This window comes from Streptomyces sp. NPDC046203, assembly GCF_040646255.1.
GTDB lineage: Bacteria > Actinomycetota > Actinomycetes > Streptomycetales > Streptomycetaceae > Streptomyces.
In genome coordinates, this window is sequence record NZ_JBEYZX010000008.1 from 79,878 (window position 1) to 98,619 (window position 18,742).

The following is an 18,742-nucleotide window of genomic DNA, read 5'->3' on the forward strand; positions in this document are numbered from 1 at the left end:
GGGCAGTGCGCGGCCGGTACAACGAAGGGGTCAGGCGGTGCCGCGGCCCAGCTCCCACAGGAGCAGGTCGGAGGAGGTGTTCAGCGACCATTCGACGCCGGTGAGGTCGTCGCGGGCGGCGACGTACTGCTTGCCCTGCCACAGCGGCAGAACGGGTACGTCCTTGGCGACGATCTTCTGGATCTGGTCGAAGACGGGGCTCGCGGCGGAGCGGTCGGCCTGGCGGCGCGACTGCGGGATCAGCTCGTCACGGACGGACTGGTTGACGTAGGGGGTGTTGAGGAAGTTGTCGCTGTCGAGGAAGGGCGCGACGTAGTTGTCCGGGTCCGGGTAGTCGGGGAACCAGCCGAGGCCGTAGACGGCGTAGTCGCCGCGCTTCTGGGCCGGACGGAACTTGGCCCATTCGGTGCCCTGGATCCGTACGTCGAAGAGCTTGGTGGCGTTGAGCTGGTCGCGCAGGGCCTCGAACTCCTGGGCGGTCTCGGCGCCGTAGTGGTCGGTGGTGTAGTCGAGGGTCGTCTTGACCGGGGTCTTCACTCCGGCGTCGCTGAGGATCTTGGCGGCGCGCGCGGTGTCCGGCTCGCCGTAGGTGTCGATGAACGAGGTGGCGTGGCCGGTGATGCTGGAGGGGATCAGCGAGTAGAGCGGCTCGGCGGTGGGGCCGTACACCTTGCTGACGAGGGCGCCCCGGTCGACGACGGCGGCCATGGCCTGCCGGACGGCCTTGTCCTCGACGGCGGGGGCCTTGGTGTTGAAGGCGAGGTAGCGGATCTCCAGGCCGGGGACCTCGGTGAGGTCGATGCCGTCCTGCGGCTTCTCGCTGTGCTCCTTGATCTGCGCCTGGGACATCGCGCGGGCGGACATGTCGATGTCGTCGTCGCGCAGTGCCTTGTCCATGGCTCCGGCGTCGCCGAAGGTGCGCAGTTCGACCTTCTCGTTGCGGAGGCTGATGTCGCCCTTGTAGTTCGGGTTCTTGGTGAAGACGAACTTCGTCACCCGGTCGCCGGAGACCTCGGTCTTCATGATGTACGGGCCGGAGCCGTCGACCTCGAAGCCGTCGCGGAGCGCCTTGCCGTCGTACTTGTCCTTGCTGAGGATGCCGGCGACGGGGGTGGAGAGCTTGTACGGGAAGGTCGCGTCGGGCGCCTTGAGGTGGAAGACGACCTCGCGCTCGCCCTTGGTCTCGATGGTGTCGATGTCGGAGAGGAGGGCGGCGGTGCCGTTGTCCGACTTGATGGCGAGGACGCGCTCCATGGAGAACTTGACGTCCTCGGCGGTGAGCGGGGTGCCGTCGGCGAAGGTGAGGCCCTCGCGCAGCTCGCAGCGGTAGCTCTCGCTCTCCTTGTCGGAGAAGGCGCAGCTCTTGGCCGCCTCGGGGACGGGCGCTCCGCTGCCGCGCGGGGCGCGCATGAGGGTCTGGACGGTCTGGCGCAGAACGTTCCAGGTGCCGGTGTCGTAGGCGAAGGCGGGGTCGAGCGGGGCGGGGGCGTCCGCGGTGGCGACGAACTGGTCCGTGGTGCCGACCACGATGGCTCTGCTGTCGCCGCTCCCGCCACAGCCGGCGAGCAGGGGCGTGAGCAGTGCGGCCGTGAGCGGCAGCACCAGGATCTTGCGGTTCATCGGGACGTTCTCCTCATCCGGCGCGGGGTGACGGCCGGCGGTGGTACAGCGGCTTTCGGTCACTCCGCCGGACGCCCGGCCGCCCGGTCGGGGCGGTGGGGGCGAACGGCCCGTTCGGGGCACGATCGGTCCTGTGTACGCGGCGACTTGGGTGGGCGCCGGGGCACTCGGAATGGCGGCGGAGTACTCGCGAAAGATTAGTGGGCGGCGCCTGCCATTACCCGGCGGGGCGGACGCCGGGAGTAATCGCACAGTGATAGCGGATGCACGGTTCGCGATATTCATGCGGTGGCATGATCCGTACGCCATTGATCGAATCGGGACAGATGAGGGTGAATCAATCCCCGCATTCCGGACGGGGGATGTACGAAGGCCGCCCAGCGGTGGGCACTCTGCGTGATCAAGGTCACGCGAGATCCACCGCTGGGCGGCCTTGGGTATTCCCGCCCCTCAGGGCCGGGAGCGAAGCGGAATGAGGTTTCCGATAACGAACCTCAAAAGAAGCTCAAATTCCGTGCCTGGAAAGGGAGTTCAGGCCCTGACGGCCTGTCCGGGGCCGGATCCGGACAGGATCCGGGGTCGATTCCGGGGTCGGGTCCAGGCCGGATTCCGGCGGTCGGGTCCAGGCCGGATTCCGGCGGTCGGTTCCGGCGGTCAGTTCCGGCGGGCCCCGGCGACCAGCGTCCGCAGGAAGGGGACGTCGACCTCCTCCAGGGACTTCACGACGACCCGGCCCGCCGAGGGGGCGATCGGCGTGACCGACGGCACGGCGACCACCCGGCAGCCGGCGGCCTCGGCCGCCGCGACCCCGGTCGCGGTGTCCTCGACGACCGCGCAGCGCAGCGGGTCGGCGCCCACCCCGCGCGCGGCGGCCAGATACGGCTCCGGGTGCGGCTTCGTACGGGCCACCTCGTCGCCCGCCACGGTCAGCGTGAACCGCTCGGGGCCCAGGGAGGCGAGCACCCGGTCGATGATGCGGCGGTGCGAGGCGGAGACCAGTGCGGTGGGGATGTCGTGCCGGGCCAGTTCGTCGAGCAGCCGGTCGGCGCCCGGCATCAGCGGGACGCCCCGGTCGATGCGCCGCTCGAAGCGGTCGTTGAGCAGCACCGTCAGCTCGTCGAGGGTGATGTCCGCGCCGGTCGCCTCGATGAGATAGCCCGCGCTGCGGGTCATCGGGCCGCCGACGACGATGTCCCGCCATGCCTCGTCGAGCCGGTGGCCGAGGTCGGCGAAGACCTCCACCTCCGCGTCCCACCAGAAGCCCTCGGTGTCGACGAGGGTGCCGTCCATGTCGAGGAAGACCGCCTGCAGGGCGGAGCTGCCGTTGGCACGGATCAGGGACGCGGGGACCGTGCTGGTCATCCGGCACACCTCCATGAAGGGACGGAGAGGCCGGTCTCCCTCCCCGGTACGGGGGTGGGCGACCGGCCTGCACTGGACCGACCAGTGTACGTCGCCGGGCCACCGGACGCAGCGGATCGACGCCGGACCGGTGACGACCGGTTACCGCGCGTTGAAGTACTTCGCCTCGGGGTGATGGATGACGAGGGCGTCGGTGGACTGCTCGGGGTGGAGCTGGAACTCCTCCGAGAGATGCACGCCGATCCGCTCGGGCCGCAGCAGCTCCGCGATCTTCGCGCGGTCCTCCAGGTCCGGGCAGGCGCCGTAGCCCAGCGAGAAGCGGGCACCGCGGTACTTGAGGTCGAACATGCCCTCGACGTCCGCCGGGTCCTCGCCGGCGAAGCCCAGCTCGGCGCGGACGCGCGCGTGCCAGTACTCGGCGAGGGCCTCGGCGAGCTGGACGGACAGACCGTGCAGTTCGAGGTAGTCGCGGTAGGAGTCGGACGCGAAGAGTTTCGCCGTGGCCTCCCCGATCCGCGAGCCGACGGTGACCACCTGGAAGCCGACGACGTCGGTCTCGCCGGACTCCTCCGGGCGGAAGAAGTCGGCGAGGCAGAGCCGGCGGCCGCGGCGCTGGCGCGGGAAGGTGAAGCGGGTGCGCTCGTTGCCGTCCTCGTCGAGGACGATCAGGTCGTCGCCCTTGGAGACGCACGGGAAGTAGCCGTGGACGACGGCCGCTTCGAGCAGGTTCTCGGTGTGCAGCCGCTCCAGCCAGCCGCGCAGCCGGGGCCGGCCCTCGGTCTCGACCAGTTCCTCGTACGACGGTCCGTCGCCGGCCCGGTTCTGCTTGAGGCCCCACTGGCCCTTGAACAGGGCGCCCTCGTCCAGCCAGGACGCGTAGTCCTTGAGCGGGATGCCCTTGACGACGCGAGTGCCCCAGAACGGCGGGGTGGGCACCGGGTTGTCGGTGGCGACGTCCGAACGGCCGCCGGGCTCGGGCTCGTCGGCCCGCACCGCCGTGGCGACCTTCGGGACGCGGCGCTGCTTCAGCTCGGGGAGTACGGCTCCGGGGACGCCGCGCTTGACGGCGACGAGCGCGTCCATGAGACGCAGGCCCTCGAAGGCGTCGCGGGCGTAGCGGACCTCGCCCTGGTAGATCTCGTGGAGGTCCTGCTCGACGTACGCCCTGGTCAGCGCGGCGCCGCCGAGGATCACGGGGTACTTCGCGGCCAGCTCGCGCTGGTTGAGCTCCTCCAGGTTCTCCTTCATGATCACGGTGGACTTCACCAGGAGACCGGACATGCCGATGACGTCGGCCCGGTGCTCCTCGGCGGCGTCCAGGATCGCGGAGACGGGCTGCTTGATGCCCAGATTGACGACGTTGTAGCCGTTGTTGGACAGGATGATGTCGACGAGGTTCTTGCCGATGTCGTGGACGTCGCCGCGCACGGTGGCCAGCACGATCGTGCCCTTGCCGTCGGCGTCCGACTTCTCCATGTGCGGCTCCAGATGCGCCACCGCCGTCTTCATCACCTCGGCGGACTGGAGCACGAACGGCAGCTGCATCTGCCCGGATCCGAAGAGCTCGCCGACCGTCTTCATCCCGTCGAGCAGCGTCTCGTTGACGATGTCGAGCGCGGGCCGGGCGGTCAGGGCCTCGTCGAGGTCGGCCTCCAGACCGTTCTTCTCGCCGTCGATGATCCGCCGCTTCAGCCGCTCCTCCAGCGGCAGCGCCAGCAGCTCCTCCGCCTTGCCGGCCTTCAGCGACTTCGCCGTCGCGCCCTCGAACAGGGCCATCAGCTTCTGGAGCGGGTCGTAGGCCGGCTCGTCCCCCTGCTGGGGCCGCCGCCGGTCGTAGATCAGGTCGAGGGCGCAGGTCACCTGCTCCTCGTCGAAGCGGGCGATCGGCAGGATCTTCGAGGCGTGCACGATGGCCGAGTCCAGGCCCGCCTTGACGCACTCGTCCAGGAAGACGGAGTTGAGCAGGATGCGGGCGGCCGGGTTGAGGCCGAAGGAGATGTTGGACAGGCCGAGGGTGGTCTGGACGTCGGGGTGGCGGCGCTTGAGTTCCCGGATCGCCTCGATGGTGGCGATGCCGTCCTTCCGTGACTCTTCCTGACCGGTGCAGATGGTGAAGGTCAGGGTGTCGATGAGGATGTCCGACTCGAGGATGCCCCAGTTTCCGGTGAGGTCGTCGATCAGCCGCTCGGCGATGGCGACCTTGTGCTCGACGGTGCGGGCCTGGCCGTTCTCGTCGATGGTCAGCGCGATCAGCGCGGCGCCGTGCTGCCGGGCCAGCCGGGTCACCTTGGCGAAGCGGGACTCCGGGCCGTCCCCGTCCTCGTAGTTGACGGAGTTGATGACCGCCCGGCCGCCCAGCTTCTCCAGGCCGGCCTGGATGACGTCGACCTCGGTGGAGTCGAGCACGATCGGGAGGGTGGAGGCGGTCGCGAAGCGGCCCGCCAGCTCCTCCATGTCGGCGACGCCGTCGCGGCCCACGTAGTCGACACAGAGGTCGAGCATGTGCGCGCCCTCGCGGATCTGGTCGCGGGCCATCTCGACGCAGTCGTCCCAGCGGCCTTCCAGCATGGCCTCGCGGAACTTCTTCGACCCGTTGGCGTTGGTCCGCTCGCCGATCGCGAGGTACGAGGTGTCCTGCCGGAACGGGACGGTCTGGTAGAGGGACGCGGCTCCCGGCTCGGGGTGCGGCACGCGGACCGGCGGGACGACGCCCCGGACCCGCTCCACGACCTGGCGCAGGTGCTCCGGGGTCGTACCGCAGCAGCCGCCGATCAGGCTGAGGCCGTACTCGGTCACGAAGGTCTCGTGGGCGTCGGCGAGTTCCGCCGGGGAGAGCGGGTAGTGGGCGCCGTCCTTGGTCAGCACCGGCAGGCCGGCGTTCGGCATGCAGGAGAGCGCGATGCCGGAGTGCCGGGCGAGGTAGCGCAGGTGCTCGCTCATCTCGGCGGGGCCGGTGGCGCAGTTCATGCCGATCATGTCGATGCCGAGCGGCTCCAGGGCCGTCAGGGCCGCGCCGATCTCGGAACCGAGCAGCATGGTGCCGGTCGTCTCGACGGTGACCGAGGTGATCAGCGGGACGGTGTAGCCGGCGATCTCCATGGCGCGGTGGGCCGCGATGACGGCGGCCTTGGTCTGCAGGAGGTCCTGGGTGGTCTCGACGAGCAGGGCGTCGGCGCCGCCGGCGAGCAGGCCCTCGGCGTTTTGCTGATAGGCGTCGCGGATGGTGCCGTAGGCGACGTGGCCGAGGGTCGGCAGCTTGGTGCCGGGGCCCATGGAGCCGAGGACCCAGCGCTGCTGTCCGGTGCTCTCGGTGTACGCGTCGGCGGCCTCGCGGGCGATGCGGGCGCCGGCCTCGGACAGCTCCTGGACGCGGTGGGCGATGTCGTACTCGCCGAGCGCGGAGAAGTTGCAGTTGAAGGTGTTGGTGCCGACGCAGTCGGTGCCGACGGCGAGATAGGCGTCGTGGACCGAGCGGACGATGTCCGGGCGGGAGACGTTGAGGATCTCGTTGCAGCCTTCGAGCTGCTGGAAGTCCTCGAGGGAGGGGTCCTGGGCCTGGAGCATGGTGCCCATGGCGCCGTCGGAGACGACGACCCGGGAGGCGAGGGCCTCACGGAGGGCGTCGGCCCGCTGGGCGGCGGTCGCGGAGGCGGCGGAAGGGGTCGGCAACGAGGCCATGGAATGAGCTCCCTGGGATGCGACGGCTGTCGGCTTTGCGTGCTCGGCGGAGCGCGCACGGGCCCAGCGTAACCGTGCGGAGGCCGGGGTGGACACGGTGTTCCAGTCGGTGGACTGCATTCTGTGTGCGGGGGCTCCCGGTCCGACCCGCTTGTGTCCGACACTGTCGAATGTGACGCGAGGTCGGCATCGACCGATACTGTTCAGCATTACCGAACAAGAATGAGAAGAAGGGCCGAGCGATGGCGAAGAACATCCAGTCGCTTGAACGCGCGGCGGCCATGCTGCGACTGCTCGCCGGCGGCGAGCGCCGGCTCGGCCTGTCCGACATCTCCTCCTCCCTGGGGCTGGCCAAGGGCACGGCCCACGGGATCCTGCGCACCCTGCAGGCCGAGGGCTTCGTGGAACAGGACCCCGCCTCGGGCCGCTACCAGCTGGGCGCGGAGCTGCTGCGGCTCGGCAACAGCTATCTGGACGTGCACGAACTGCGCGCGCGGGCCCTGGTGTGGACGGACGACCTGGCCCGCTCCAGCGGCGAGAGCGTGCACCTCGGGGTGCTGCACCAGGGGGGTGTGCTGATCGTGCACCACGTCTTCCGGCCCGACGACAGCCGGCAGGTCCTGGAGGTGGGGGCCATGCAGCCGCTGCACTCCACCGCGCTCGGCAAGGTCCTGTCGGCCTACGACCCGATGGCGCACAGCGAGGCGGTGGAGGGCGTACGGGACTCCTTCACGCCCCGTACGGTCACGGGTCTCGCGGAGTTCGAGACGCTGCTCGACACGACCCGGGCGCGCGGCTGGGCCGCGGACGTGGAGGAGACCTGGGAGGGCGTGGCCGCGGTGGCGGCGCCGATCCACGACCGGCGGCGGATGCCGGTGGGGGCGGTGGCCATCACGGGCGCGGTGGAGCGGGTCTGCGCCGGAGGCGAGGCCGGCGGCGAGCTGCGTTCGGAGCTCGTGGCGGCGGTACGGGACTGCGCCCGGGCGGTCTCGCGGGACCTGGGGGCCGGCCGCTTCTGACGACCGGGGCCGACCGCTTCCGATGGCCGGGGCCCGCCGCTTCCGACGGCTCAGGGCCGGCCGATTCCGCCGTCCGCGGGCCGGGCTCCGGGTCCGCGTACCGGACGTTCCGGACGCATCGCTTCCGGCCACCCGCCCCTCCCCCTTCGAACACGACCGAACCCGCCGGTAACGATCCCGTCATCGGCGGGTTTTTGGTGTTCACGCCCCTTGACGGGCTGTTAACCGTGGCGCAAAACTTCCGTGCATCGGTCGGCATTGTCGAACAGGTAACGGCAATACACGTTAGGGTGTGACAGTGCCAAGGGCCGGCACCGCCCTCATACGAGGGCACGGACCACCGGAGGACCCGTGGTTCGCCTTCCCCTGGACGAAGGACAAAGGAGTCGCGGGTGTCCAGCTCCGACATCTTCATCGGCGAGACCCTCGGTACCGCCGTGCTCATCCTGCTCGGCGGTGGCGTGTGCGCCGCCGTCACGCTCAAGAAGTCCAAGGCCCGGGACGCGGGCTGGCTCGCGATCGCTTTCGGGTGGGGCTTCGCCGTCATGACGGCCGTCTACATGACCGCTTCCCTTTCCGGTGCCCATCTGAACCCCGCCGTCACCGTCGCGATAGCCGTCAAGGACGGCGAATGGGGCAAGGTGCCGGTCTATCTCGCCGGTCAGCTGCTCGGCGCCATGATCGGCGCGGCGCTCGTGTGGGTGGCGTACTACGGCCAGTTCCAGGCCCACCTCACCGACGAGGAGATCGTCTCGGTCCCGCGCGAGGAGGGCATGGTCGACCAGCAGGCCGCCCCGGACGCCGGTCCGGTGCTCGGCGTCTTCTCGACCGGCCCGGAGATCCGCGTCGTCTGGCAGAACCTCGCCACCGAGATCATCGGCACGGTCGTCCTGGTCCTCGCCGTGCTCACCCAGGGTCTCAACGACGACGGCAAGGGTCTCGGTCCGCTCGGCGCGCTCATCACCGCGTTCGTCGTGGTCTCCATCGGCCTCTCGCTCGGCGGCCCCACCGGTTACGCCATCAACCCGGCCCGCGACCTGGGCCCGCGCATCGTGCACGCGCTCCTCCCGCTGCCCAACAAGGGGGGCTCCGACTGGGGCTACGCCTGGGTCCCGGTCGTCGGTCCGCTCGTCGGCGCCGTGATCGGCGGAGGCATCTACAACATCGTGTTCGCCTGAGCCGTCCTTCTTCCAGACTTCCCTTGGAGTACACCGTGACCGACGCCCCCACCTCCGCCACCGCCACCCACGGCGCGGGTCCGTTCATCGCCGCGATCGACCAGGGCACCACTTCCTCGCGCTGCATCGTCTTCGACAAGGACGGCCGGATCGTCTCCGTCGACCAGAAGGAGCACGAGCAGATCTTCCCGAAGCCGGGCTGGGTCGAGCACGACGCCGTCGAGATCTGGACCAACGTCCAGGAGGTCGTCGCCGCCGCCATCGCGAAGGCCGGCATCACCGCGGCCGACGTCAAGGCCATCGGCATCACCAACCAGCGCGAGACGACGCTGATGTGGGACCGGACGACCGGCGAGCCGGTCCACAACGCGCTGGTGTGGCAGGACACCCGTACCGACGCCCTGTGCAAGGAACTCGGCCGCAACGTCGGGCAGGACCGTTTCCGCCGCGAGACCGGTCTGCCGCTCGCCTCCTACTTCTCCGGCCCCAAGGTCCGCTGGCTGCTCGACAACGTCGAGGGCCTGCGGACGCGCGCCGAGCGCGGCGACATCCTCTTCGGCACCATGGACTCCTGGGTCATCTGGAACCTGACCGGCGGCACCGAGGGCGGCGTCCACGTCACCGACGTCACCAACGCCTCCCGCACCATGCTGATGAACCTGCACGAGATGGCGTGGGACGAGCGCATCCTCGCGTCGATGGACATCCCGGCCACCGTGCTGCCCGAGATCCGCTCCTCCGCCGAGGTGTACGGCGCGGTCAAGGGCGGCGTCCTCGACGGCGTCCCGGTGGCGTCGGCGCTCGGCGACCAGCAGGCCGCACTGTTCGGCCAGACCTGCTTCGCCGAGGGCGAGGCCAAGTCCACGTACGGCACCGGCACGTTCATGCTGATGAACACCGGCGACAAGATCATCAACTCCTACAGCGGCCTGCTGACCACCGTCGGCTACCGGATCGGCGACCAGAAGCCGGTCTACGCCCTGGAGGGCTCGATCGCCGTCACCGGCTCGCTCGTCCAGTGGATGCGCGACCAGATGGGCCTCATCAAGTCCGCCGCCGAGATCGAGACCCTGGCCTCCTCCGTCGAGGACAACGGCGGCGCCTACTTCGTGCCCGCCTTCTCCGGTCTGTTCGCCCCGTACTGGCGCTCCGACGCCCGCGGTGTGATCGCCGGTCTCACCCGGTACGTCACCAAGGCGCACATCGCCCGCGCCGTCCTGGAGGCCACCGCCTGGCAGACCCGCGAGATCACCGACGCCATGACCAAGGACTCCGGCGTCGAGCTGGCCGCCCTCAAGGTCGACGGCGGCATGACCTCCAACAACCTGCTGATGCAGACCCTCTCCGACTTCCTGGACGCACCCGTCGTGCGCCCGATGGTCGCCGAGACCACCTGCCTCGGCGCCGCCTACGCCGCCGGTCTCGCCGTCGGCTTCTGGCCGGACACCGACGCGCTGCGCGCCAACTGGCGCCGGGCCGCCGAGTGGACCCCTCGCATGGACGCCGACAAGCGCGAGCGCGAGTACAAGAGCTGGCTCAAGGCCGTAGAGCGCTCCATGGGCTGGCTCGAAGAAGAAGAGAAGTGACGAGGAGTAATTCGCGATGACCACCCCGCAGAGCCTCCCCTCCCTGGGGACGCACCCGGCCGCCGGTTCGCTCCCGACCCGCGCCGAGACCCGTGATCAGCTGTCCAGGGCGACCTACGACCTCCTGGTGATCGGCGGCGGCATCCTGGGCATCTCCACCGCCTGGCACGCCGCGCAGTCCGGGCTGCGGGTGGCCCTCGTGGACGCCGGCGACTTCGCCGGCGCCACCTCCTCGGCCTCCTCCAAGCTGCTCCACGGCGGCCTGCGCTACCTCCAGACCGGCGCGGTCAAGCTGGTCGCCGAGAACCACTTCGAACGGCGCGCGGTCTCCCGCCAGGTGGCCCCCCACCTGTCCAACCCGCTCACCTTCTACCTGCCGGTCTACAAGGGCGGCCCGCACGGCGCCGCCAAACTCGGCGCCGGCGTCCTCGCCTACAGCGCCCTGTCCGCCTTCGGTGACGGCGTCGGCCATCTGCTGAGCCCCGCCAAGGCCGCCCAGGACGTGCCGGAGCTGCGCACCGACGGCCTCAAGGCCGTCGCCGTCTACGGCGACGACCAGATGAACGACGCCCGCATGGCGCTGATGACGGTCCGCGCCGCGGTCGACGCCGGCGCGGTCGTCCTCAACCACGCCGAGGTCGGCGGGCTGCGCTTCACCCGGGGCCGGGTCACCGGCGCCGAGCTCAGGGACCGGCTGACGGGCGAGGAGTTCGGCGTCGACGCCCGGCTGGTGCTCAACGCCACCGGTCCCTGGGTCGACCACGTCCGCCGGCTGGAGGACCCCAACGCGGCCCCCTCCATCCGGCTGTCCAAGGGCGCCCACCTGGTCCTCAAGCGCACCTCCCCCTGGAAGGCGGCCCTCGCCACCCCGATCGACAAGTACCGGATCACCTTCGCCCTCCCCTGGGAGGACATGCTGCTGCTCGGCACCACCGACGAGGAGTACGAGGGCGAGCCGGGCGAGGTCGCCGTCAACGACAAGGACATCGCCCAGATCCTGGACGAGGCCGCCTTCTCCATCCGCGACCAGCAGCTCGACCGCTCCCTGATCACCTACTCCTTCGCGGGCCTGCGGGTGCTGCCGGGCGGCCCCGGCGACACCTCGAAGGCGAAGCGGGAGACGGTCGTCACCGAGGGCCGCGGCGGCATGCTGTCGGTGGCCGGCGGCAAGTGGACCACCTTCCGGCACATCGGCCGCACCATCATGAAGAAGCTGGAGGCGCTGCCGGGACACCCGCTCGGCGACTCCTTCGAGCCGGTGTCCGCGCTGCCGAAGCGGCTGCCGCTGCCCGGTATCGCCAACCCGAACGCGGTCGCCCACCGGCTCCTCGTCGACGGCCCGGCGCCCGGCCCGCGGATGGCCGCCGACACCGCCAGGCACCTGGCCACCCACTACGGCTCGCTCTCCTTCGACATCGCCCGCATGGCGAACGAGGACCCCGCGCTCGCCGAGCGCATCCACCCGGACGCGCCGGAGATCTGGGCCCAGGTCGCCTACGCGCGCGACCACGAGTGGGCCGAGACCGCGGACGACGTGCTGCGCCGCCGCACCACCCTGACCATCCGCGGCCTGGCCACGGACGAGATACGGGACAAGGTGGAGGACATGCTGCGCGGCTGATCCGGTACGGGCCGCCGCGCGGGAGCCGGTACGGGATCCGGTACGGGATCCGGTACGGGATCCGGTACGGGATCCCGTGCGGGTGAGCGCCCGGACTGTTGTGGGGGTCCCGCGAGGGCCATGGGTAAGGGGCGGTCTCCAGAGAGACCGCCCCTTACCCATGCCCGGAATCCGCCCGGAAACGGCCGGCCGTCATCGTGCCGTGTGCCGACCGGAGTTCCTGGGTAGTCGATCACAGCCGAGAGTGCCCCGGGCGCCGTCCGAGGGCTGCGGGCGGGCCGCCGGATGGGCATAAGGTTGGTCCGTACGAGACAACATCGACGAAGGAGGCGCTGGGTGATCGAGCTCGAGGGGGTTCCCGAGCTGATCGACCCGGTCATGGTGGCCGCGTTCGAGGGGTGGAACGACGCCGGTGACGCCGCCTCCGCCGCGGTCGCCCATCTCGACCGGGAGTGGAAGGGCGAGGTGTTCGCGGCGCTCGACGCCGAGGACTACTACGACTTCCAGGTCAACCGGCCCACGGTGTGGCTGGACAACGGGGTACGGAAGATCACCTGGCCGACGACCCGGCTGTCCGTGGTCCGGGTCGGCGGCGAGAAGCCCCGCGACCTGGTGCTGGTGCGCGGGATCGAGCCGTCGATGCGCTGGCGCTCGTTCTGCAACGAACTGCTCGGCTTCGCGCACGAGCTGGGCGTGGAGATGGTGGTGATCCTGGGCGCGCTGCTCGGCGACACCCCGCACACCCGTCCGGTACCGGTCAGCGGGGTCACTTCCGACCCCGATCTGGCCCGCACGATGGACCTGGAGGAGACCCGTTACGAGGGTCCGACCGGCATCGTGGGCATCCTCCAGGAGGCGTGCACCCATGCCGGGGTCCCGGCGGTGAGCCTGTGGGCGGCGGTGCCGCACTACGTGTCGCAGCCGCCGAACCCGAAGGCGACCCTGGCACTGCTCAACCGGCTGGAGGACCTCGTCGGTCTGCACATCCCGCTGGGCGAGCTGCCCGAGGACGCGCGGGCGTGGCAACTGGGCGTGGACCAGCTGGCCGCCGAGGACAGCGAGGTCGCCGAGTACGTGCAGACGCTGGAGGAGGCACGGGACACGGCCGAGCTGCCGGAGGCGTCCGGCGAGGCCATCGCCCGCGAGTTCGAGCGCTATCTGCGGCGCCGTGAGCCCGGCCCGGGCGCCGGCCCGGGTGTGGCGACGGAGGGCACCGACCCCTCGTATCTGCGGGATGCTCCCAGCGACCGGACCCGTCCGCCGAAGCCGGCACAGCCGGGGCCGGAGGCGGTGCCGGGCACGGAGGCCGAGGTGGAGGTGTCGGAGTCCGGCGAGGCCGGATCCGGAGCGGAGCAGCCGGACGCGGACGCGGGCGCCGAGACGGACGCGCGGGACGGCGAGGACGGCAAGGCCGCCGAGAGCGATAAGCCCGACAAGACTGACAAGGCCGGCAAGGCCGAAAAGAACGCGGAAGCCTCGGACTCCGGCAAGGGCTCCGGCTCCGGTACGGACGCGGACTCGGAGCCGCCGGTTCCGGGTGAGGGCGACCGGCCCGAGGGGCCCGAGGGCTCCCAGGACACCGAGAAGTAGACCTACGGCGAGAAGCAGACGTACGGGAGGGGTGGCGCGGCCGCCCCTCCCGTCTCGTTTTCCCGGCACCGGGCGCGTCCGGGCATATGCCAGGCGGAGTGCGGCGGCAGGAATGTCGTCGGAACACAGCGGCGGGCCGCACCCGGGCATATGCCCCATGGGTGCGGCCCGCCGTCAATACGGGTACGGACGCCCGCTTACAGGGCGACGCCGAGCAGCGCGTCGACGGCGCGCGAGACCACACCGGGGGCGGACTCGTCGGTGCCGCCGTCGGCGGTCTGGAGCGCGGCCCAGCGGTCGACCGCGGCGAGCGCGGCCGGGGCGTCCAGGTCGTCGGCGAGCGCGTCGCGCATCTCCTCGACGAGCGCGTCGGCGGACGGGCCGTCGGGGCGCGAGACGGCGGCGCGCCAGCGGCCCAGCCGCTCCACGGCGTCCTGGAGGACCTGGTCGGTCCACTCCCAGTCGGCCCGGTAGTGGTGGGAGAGCAGGGCGAGCCGGATCGCGGCCGGGTCGACGCCGTCCTGGCGCAGCCGGGAGACGAAGACCAGGTTGCCCTTGGACTTCGACATCTTCTCGCCGTCCAGGGCGACCATGCCGGCGTGTACGTACGCCTTGGCCATGGGGAACTCGCCGGTGAGCGCCTGGGCGTGCGAGGCGCCCATCTCGTGGTGCGGGAAGATCAGGTCGGACCCGCCGCCCTGGATGTCGAAGCCCATGCCGAGGTGGTCGAGGGCGATGGCGACGCACTCGATGTGCCAGCCGGGGCGGCCCGCGCCGAGGCTGCCGCCGTCCCAGCTGGGCTCGCCCTCGCGGGCGGCCATCCACAGCATCGGGTCGAGCGGGTTCTTCTTGCCCGGACGGTCCGGGTCGCCGCCGCGCTCGGCGGAGAGGTGGCGCATGAGCGCGGTGTCGTAGTGCGAGACCTCGCCGAAGTGCGGGTCGGCCTCGACGGAGAAGTAGATGTCGCCGTCGAGCTCGTAGGCGGCACCGGAGTCCCGCAGCCGCTCGACCAGCGGGATGATGGCCGGAATGGCCTCGACCGCGCCGATGTAGTTCTTCGGCGGCAGCATGCGCAGGGCGGTCATGTCCTCGCGGAACAGGGCGGTCTCGCGCTCGGCGAGGCCGACCCAGTCGACCCCGTCGCGGATCGCGCGCTCCAGGAGGGGGTCGTCCACGTCGGTGACGTTCTGGACGTAGTGGACCTGCCGCTTGGTGTCGAGCCACACGCGCTGCACGAGGTCGAACGCGTTGTAGGTCGCCGCGTGACCCATGTGGGTCGCGTCGTACGGCGTGATGCCGCAGACGTACAGGCGGGCGACGGGACCGGGGGCGAGGGTCACTCGTCCACCGGTCGCGGTGTCGTGAATCCGGAGGTCGCGGCCCTTGCCGGGCAGGGCGGGGACCTCAGAAGCGGGCCAGGCATGCATGTCCTGAGCGTAACCGGACGGCAGTTCCGGATACGAACCGCACCCTGGATCTCGGCCGATTAGGCGGTCTTGTGGACTCGGCGTGTACATGCATAGCCCGAAGGAGCCTTTCCAGGGGCCCCTTGGCGCACGGGCGATTGGCCGAAAAGCTTCGGGGGACTATGGCAAGTTCGACAGGCCCCGCCGGCCCCGCCGGCCCGGGAGGGGGGGGTGATCAGACCGGCGGCCAGGGGATGGCCGGCCACTGCCCGGTCGGTACGGGGTGCCGGCCGGCCTCCAGCAGGACGGCGACCCGTCGGCGCAGTGCGGTCACCTCCGCCCCGGTCAGCAGTGCGGCCAGCCGATCGGCCAGCGGAGTGCCGGGGGCCAGCCGCTCGCCGAGTGTCCGCAGCGCGGCGGTGGCCTCGTCGGTCAGCTCCTCCCCCGCCCAGCCCCACAGCAGGGTGCGCAGCTTGTCGTCGACGTGGAAGGAGACCCCGTGGTCGATCCCGTAGAGCCGGCCGTCGGCAGTGGGCAGCAGATGCCCGCCCTTGCGGTCGGAGTTGTTGATCACGGCGTCCAGGACGGCGAGCCGGCGCAGCTGCGGGGCGTCGGCGTGCACGAGGAGCGCTGTGCGGTCCTCGTCGACCTGGGCGGGGCCGACGGCCTTCCAGCCCTCCCCCGCCTCCTCGTCGTCGACGAGGGCGAGGAGCGTCGCCGACGGGTCGGGCTCGACCCACAGCTGCACCATGCCCTCGCCGTACGGGCCCTCGCGCAGCACGGTCGGCGGGACCAGGCCCCAGCCCATCGCCTCGGACAGTTCGTAGGCGGCGACCTCGCGCCGGGCGAGCGTGCCGTCGGGGAAGTCCCACAGCGGGCGCTCGCCCGCGACCGGCTTGTAGACGCAGTCGGCTTCCTCGCCCGCGTAGGCGACGGAGCAGTACAGCACCGCGTTGGACGCCTCGCGGATCCGGCCGCGGACGGTCAGTTCGCCCCGGGCGAGCAGGTCGATGACGCCGTCGGGCCCGCCGGGCCGGGGCCGGCGGGACGGGTCGGCCGCGAGACGGTCCTGGTCGCCGCTCATGCGCCTCGGCGGTATCCGTTCTGGCGCGGGCAGACATGGCCCTCGGGGTCGAGCGGCAGGCTGCACAGCGGGCACGGCGGGCGGCCCGCGTTGACCACGTCGAGGGCGCGCTTGGCGAAGGCCCGGGCCTGGGCGCCGGTGAGCCGGACGCGCAGCATCGGCGGGCCGTTCTCCTCGTCCTGGAGCAGCCGTTCCTCGGCCTCGGCGAGCTCCTCCTCGGAGTCGGCGTCGAGTTCGACGAGCGCCTGCGCCTCGACGATCATGCGTTCTTCCCCGCCGTCCCAGGCGAGGGCCATGGTGCCGACCCGGAACTCCTCCTCGACGGGGGTGTCGAGGGGGGCGGCGTCGGCGTTCTCGGCGAGCGCGACGGCGGGGACGGGGGCATTGCCGCCGGTGCGGCGGACGACCTCGTCCAGCAGTTCGTCGATCCGTTCGGCGAGCGCCGCGACCTGGCTCTTCTCCAGGGCGACGCTGGTGACCCGGCCGGGCCCGGACGCCTGCAGGAAGAACGTACGGCGGCCAGGCAGCCCGACCGTACCGGCCACGAAACGCTCCGGTGGGTCGTAGAGGAACACCTGACGGGACACGTCCCGACTCCCTTGGGTCTTGGTGGGCAGCTGTCCCGGTGGGGTCGGGCACAGCTGTGCTACAGCGGCGCGTCCACCCTACTGCGCGTAGGGATCACGGTGCGCCCGCACCACCTCCCACCTCGGCCGCCCCGTCGCCGGCCGGGGTCTCGCGAGGGGCGAGGGAGGCGAGATCGCCGGTGTCGCCGAGCCGGATCAGGAAGGGGCGCAGCCGGGTGTAGCGGATCGCGGTGACCGAGCAGGGGTCGGCCTGGATCCGCTGGAAGAGGTCGAGGTGCAGGCCGAGGGCGTCGGCGACGAGTGCCTTCACGATGTCGCCGTGGGTGCACATCGCGTAGACGGCGTCCTCGCCGTGCCCGGCCTCGATCCGGGCGTTCCAGTCGTGGACGGCGTCCACGGCACGGGCCTGCATGGCGCGCATGGACTCGCCGCCGGGGAAGGAGGCGGCGGAGGGATGCGCCTGGACGACGTTCATCAGCGGTTCGTCCATCAGCTCGGCGAGCTTGCGGCCGGACCAGTCGCCGTAGTCGCACTCGTTGATCCGCTCCTCGATGTGGAGCGGCAGCCCGGGGCGGGCGTCGAGCAGGGGCCGTACGGTCTCGCGGCAGCGCTGGAGCGGGCTGGAGACGACGGCGGCCAGCGGGATGCCGGCGAGCCGTCCGGGCAGCGCGGCGGCCTGGGCGGTGCCGCGTTCGTCGAGCGCGACACCGGGCGTGCGACCCGCGAGCACTCCGGAGGTGTTGGCGGTGGAGCGTCCGTGCCGGACGAGGATCAGCGTGGCCATGGCGGCCAGCCTACGCGCGCGGGGCGGCGGGGCCCGGGGGTTCGGCGGACGCGGGCGGGCGAGCCCCGGGAGAGGAACCGGGAAGGTCCGGGGGCGGGTCCGGAGGAGGCGGGAGCCGGGCCGGAAGCGAGCCGGAAGCGGGCCGGAACAGGTGCGGGAAGGGGCCGGACGGGGGAGAATACGGCCCGTGATCGTGGACTCAGCTATCTACCGGGACGGACGCAGGACGTCCGGCCCCGACGACCTCTCGGACGCGCTCGCCGAGGCGCGGGCGACCGGCCACGCGTTCTTGTGGGTCGGTCTGCACGAGCCGTCGGAAGCCGAGTTCGCCCATGTCTCGGAGGAGTTCGCGCTGCACCCGCTGGCGGTGGAGGACGCGCTGAAGGCCCATCAGCGGCCCAAGCTGGAGGTCTACGACGACTCGCTGTTCATGGTGCTCAAGCCGGTGGTGTACGACGCGGCCAGCGACCGGGTGTCGTCGGGCGAGGTGATGGTCTTCATCGGCGACTCGTTCGTGGTGACCGTGCGGCACGGGGAGGGAGCGCCGCTGGCGGCGGTGCGGCAGCGGCTGGAGGACGAGCCCGAGGTGCTGCGGCACGGCCCGGCCTCGGTGCTCTACGCGATCGGCGACGCGGTGGTGGACCACTACATCGACGTGGCCGGGGAGCTCCAGATCGACCTGGAGGAGCTGGAGGCGGACGTCTTCGCGCCGGCGGGCGGGAGTTCGGGGCGCACGGCGGAGCGGATCTACACGGCCAAGCGGCAGGTCCTGGAGTTCCGGCGGGCGAGCGGTCCGCTGGCGGGGCCGGTGGGCCGGCTCGCGACGGGCGCGCTGCCCTTCGTGCACGATCACTCGATGCCGTTCTTCCGGGACGTACAGGACCATCTGCTGCGGGCGAACGAGCAGGTGGAGGGGTTGGACCGGCTGCTGTCGGACATGCTCTCGGCGCATCTGGCGCAGATGGGCGTGCGGCAGAACGACGACATGCGCAAGATCTCGGCGTGGGCGGCGATGGCCGCCGTTCCCACGATGGTCGCGGGGATCTACGGAATGAACTTCCGGCATATGCCGGAGCTGGACTGGGTCTGGTCGTACCCGGCCGTGATCGCCCTGATGGCAGGGGTCGTCACCGTCCTCTACCGGCAGTTCAAGCGGCGCGGCTGGATGTGACGGGACGGCCGGTCCCGCGCGGCCGGTCCCACGGCCTGTCCTGCGGCTCGTCCGGC

At 71.3% G+C, this 18,742-nt stretch carries 13 protein-coding genes; 6 read left to right on the forward strand and 7 right to left on the reverse strand.

The genetic code is table 11. The annotated features are described in order from the left end of the window. Positions 1–30: 30 nt before the first annotated feature. The 3 genes from ABZ990_RS09395 to metH all read right to left on the reverse strand — a co-directional run bounded on the left by ABZ990_RS09395 (position 31) and on the right by metH (position 6,660). Entirely contained in the window at positions 31–1,620 is a 1,590-nt protein-coding gene (locus ABZ990_RS09395) for an ABC transporter substrate-binding protein (RefSeq protein ID WP_361227767.1), read from the reverse strand. A gap of 654 nt (positions 1,621–2,274) precedes the next feature. Next, complete coding sequence (locus tag ABZ990_RS09400) at positions 2,275–2,982, reverse strand: HAD family phosphatase (RefSeq protein WP_361227770.1); 708 nt, start codon at positions 2,980–2,982, stop codon at positions 2,275–2,277. Between the two features lie 141 nt (positions 2,983–3,123). Further along, positions 3,124–6,660 carry a methionine synthase gene (gene metH / locus ABZ990_RS09405; protein WP_361227773.1) on the reverse strand — a complete coding sequence of 1,179 codons (3,537 nt, stop codon included), beginning with the start codon at positions 6,658–6,660 and terminating at the stop codon, positions 3,124–3,126. Between the two features lie 242 nt (positions 6,661–6,902). Here metH and ABZ990_RS09410 point away from each other — a divergent pair, with 242 nt between their 5' ends. The 5 genes from ABZ990_RS09410 (at position 6,903) to ABZ990_RS09430 (ending at position 13,654) form a co-directional block, all read left to right on the forward strand. Then, positions 6,903–7,679 (forward strand): IclR family transcriptional regulator, encoded by a 777-nt coding sequence (locus tag ABZ990_RS09410; RefSeq protein ID WP_361227775.1) that lies wholly within the window; start codon positions 6,903–6,905, stop codon positions 7,677–7,679. A gap of 392 nt (positions 7,680–8,071) precedes the next feature. Then, entirely contained in the window at positions 8,072–8,857 is a 786-nt protein-coding gene (locus ABZ990_RS09415) for an MIP/aquaporin family protein (protein WP_361227777.1), read from the forward strand. A gap of 35 nt (positions 8,858–8,892) precedes the next feature. Then, positions 8,893–10,443, forward strand: a complete 1,551-nt coding sequence (gene glpK, locus ABZ990_RS09420; protein ID WP_361227780.1) for a glycerol kinase GlpK — start codon at positions 8,893–8,895, stop codon at positions 10,441–10,443. A gap of 16 nt (positions 10,444–10,459) precedes the next feature. Beyond that, positions 10,460–12,064: a glycerol-3-phosphate dehydrogenase/oxidase gene (locus ABZ990_RS09425; protein WP_361227783.1), complete on the forward strand. Its 1,605-nt coding sequence runs from the start codon at positions 10,460–10,462 to the stop codon at positions 12,062–12,064. A gap of 336 nt (positions 12,065–12,400) precedes the next feature. Beyond that, positions 12,401–13,654: a PAC2 family protein gene (locus ABZ990_RS09430; RefSeq protein WP_361227786.1), complete on the forward strand. Its 1,254-nt coding sequence runs from the start codon at positions 12,401–12,403 to the stop codon at positions 13,652–13,654. Positions 13,655–13,851: 197 nt separating this feature from the next. Here the strand turns inward: ABZ990_RS09430 and mshC are convergent, their stop codons facing one another. The 4 genes from mshC to ABZ990_RS09450 form a co-directional block, all read right to left on the reverse strand. Next, positions 13,852–15,081 (reverse strand): cysteine--1-D-myo-inosityl 2-amino-2-deoxy-alpha-D-glucopyranoside ligase, encoded by a 1,230-nt coding sequence (mshC, locus tag ABZ990_RS09435; protein WP_361227789.1) that lies wholly within the window; start codon positions 15,079–15,081, stop codon positions 13,852–13,854. A 214-nt stretch (positions 15,082–15,295) separates the two neighbouring features. Continuing rightward, positions 15,296–16,144: an SCO1664 family protein gene (locus tag ABZ990_RS09440; protein WP_361227792.1), complete on the reverse strand. Its 849-nt coding sequence runs from the start codon at positions 16,142–16,144 to the stop codon at positions 15,296–15,298. Next, positions 16,141–16,731, reverse strand: coding sequence for a DUF3090 domain-containing protein (locus ABZ990_RS09445; protein WP_361227795.1), 591 nt, complete (start codon positions 16,729–16,731; stop codon positions 16,141–16,143). Before ABZ990_RS09445 ends, ABZ990_RS09440 begins: the two co-directional genes overlap by 4 nt. A 94-nt stretch (positions 16,732–16,825) precedes the next feature. Further along, positions 16,826–17,515: a histidine phosphatase family protein gene (locus ABZ990_RS09450; RefSeq protein WP_361227798.1), complete on the reverse strand. Its 690-nt coding sequence runs from the start codon at positions 17,513–17,515 to the stop codon at positions 16,826–16,828. Between the two features lie 178 nt (positions 17,516–17,693). Between ABZ990_RS09450 and ABZ990_RS09455 the strand changes: the two genes are divergently transcribed. Further along, the gene (locus tag ABZ990_RS09455) at positions 17,694–18,686 is read left to right on the forward strand and encodes a magnesium and cobalt transport protein CorA (RefSeq protein ID WP_361228117.1); all 993 of its coding nucleotides are present in this window, start codon (positions 17,694–17,696) and stop codon (positions 18,684–18,686) included. The last annotated feature ends 56 nt before the right edge of the window (positions 18,687–18,742 follow it).

What these genes read in the sequence shown, in the direction of transcription:
- ABZ990_RS09395 (WP_361227767.1), bottom strand. Translation starts at nt 1,620, where the DNA reads ATGAACCGCAAGATCCTGGTGCTGCCGCTCACGGCCGCACTGCTCACG.
- ABZ990_RS09400 (WP_361227770.1), bottom strand. Translation starts at nt 2,982, where the DNA reads ATGACCAGCACGGTCCCCGCGTCCCTGATCCGTGCCAACGGCAGCTCC.
- metH (WP_361227773.1), bottom strand. Translation starts at nt 6,660, where the DNA reads ATGGCCTCGTTGCCGACCCCTTCCGCCGCCTCCGCGACCGCCGCCCAG.
- ABZ990_RS09410 (WP_361227775.1), top strand. Translation starts at nt 6,903, where the DNA reads ATGGCGAAGAACATCCAGTCGCTTGAACGCGCGGCGGCCATGCTGCGA.
- ABZ990_RS09425 (WP_361227783.1), top strand. Translation starts at nt 10,460, where the DNA reads ATGACCACCCCGCAGAGCCTCCCCTCCCTGGGGACGCACCCGGCCGCC.
- mshC (WP_361227789.1), bottom strand. Translation starts at nt 15,081, where the DNA reads ATGCATGCCTGGCCCGCTTCTGAGGTCCCCGCCCTGCCCGGCAAGGGC.
- ABZ990_RS09440 (WP_361227792.1), bottom strand. Translation starts at nt 16,144, where the DNA reads ATGAGCGGCGACCAGGACCGTCTCGCGGCCGACCCGTCCCGCCGGCCC.
- ABZ990_RS09450 (WP_361227798.1), bottom strand. Translation starts at nt 17,515, where the DNA reads ATGGCCACGCTGATCCTCGTCCGGCACGGACGCTCCACCGCCAACACC.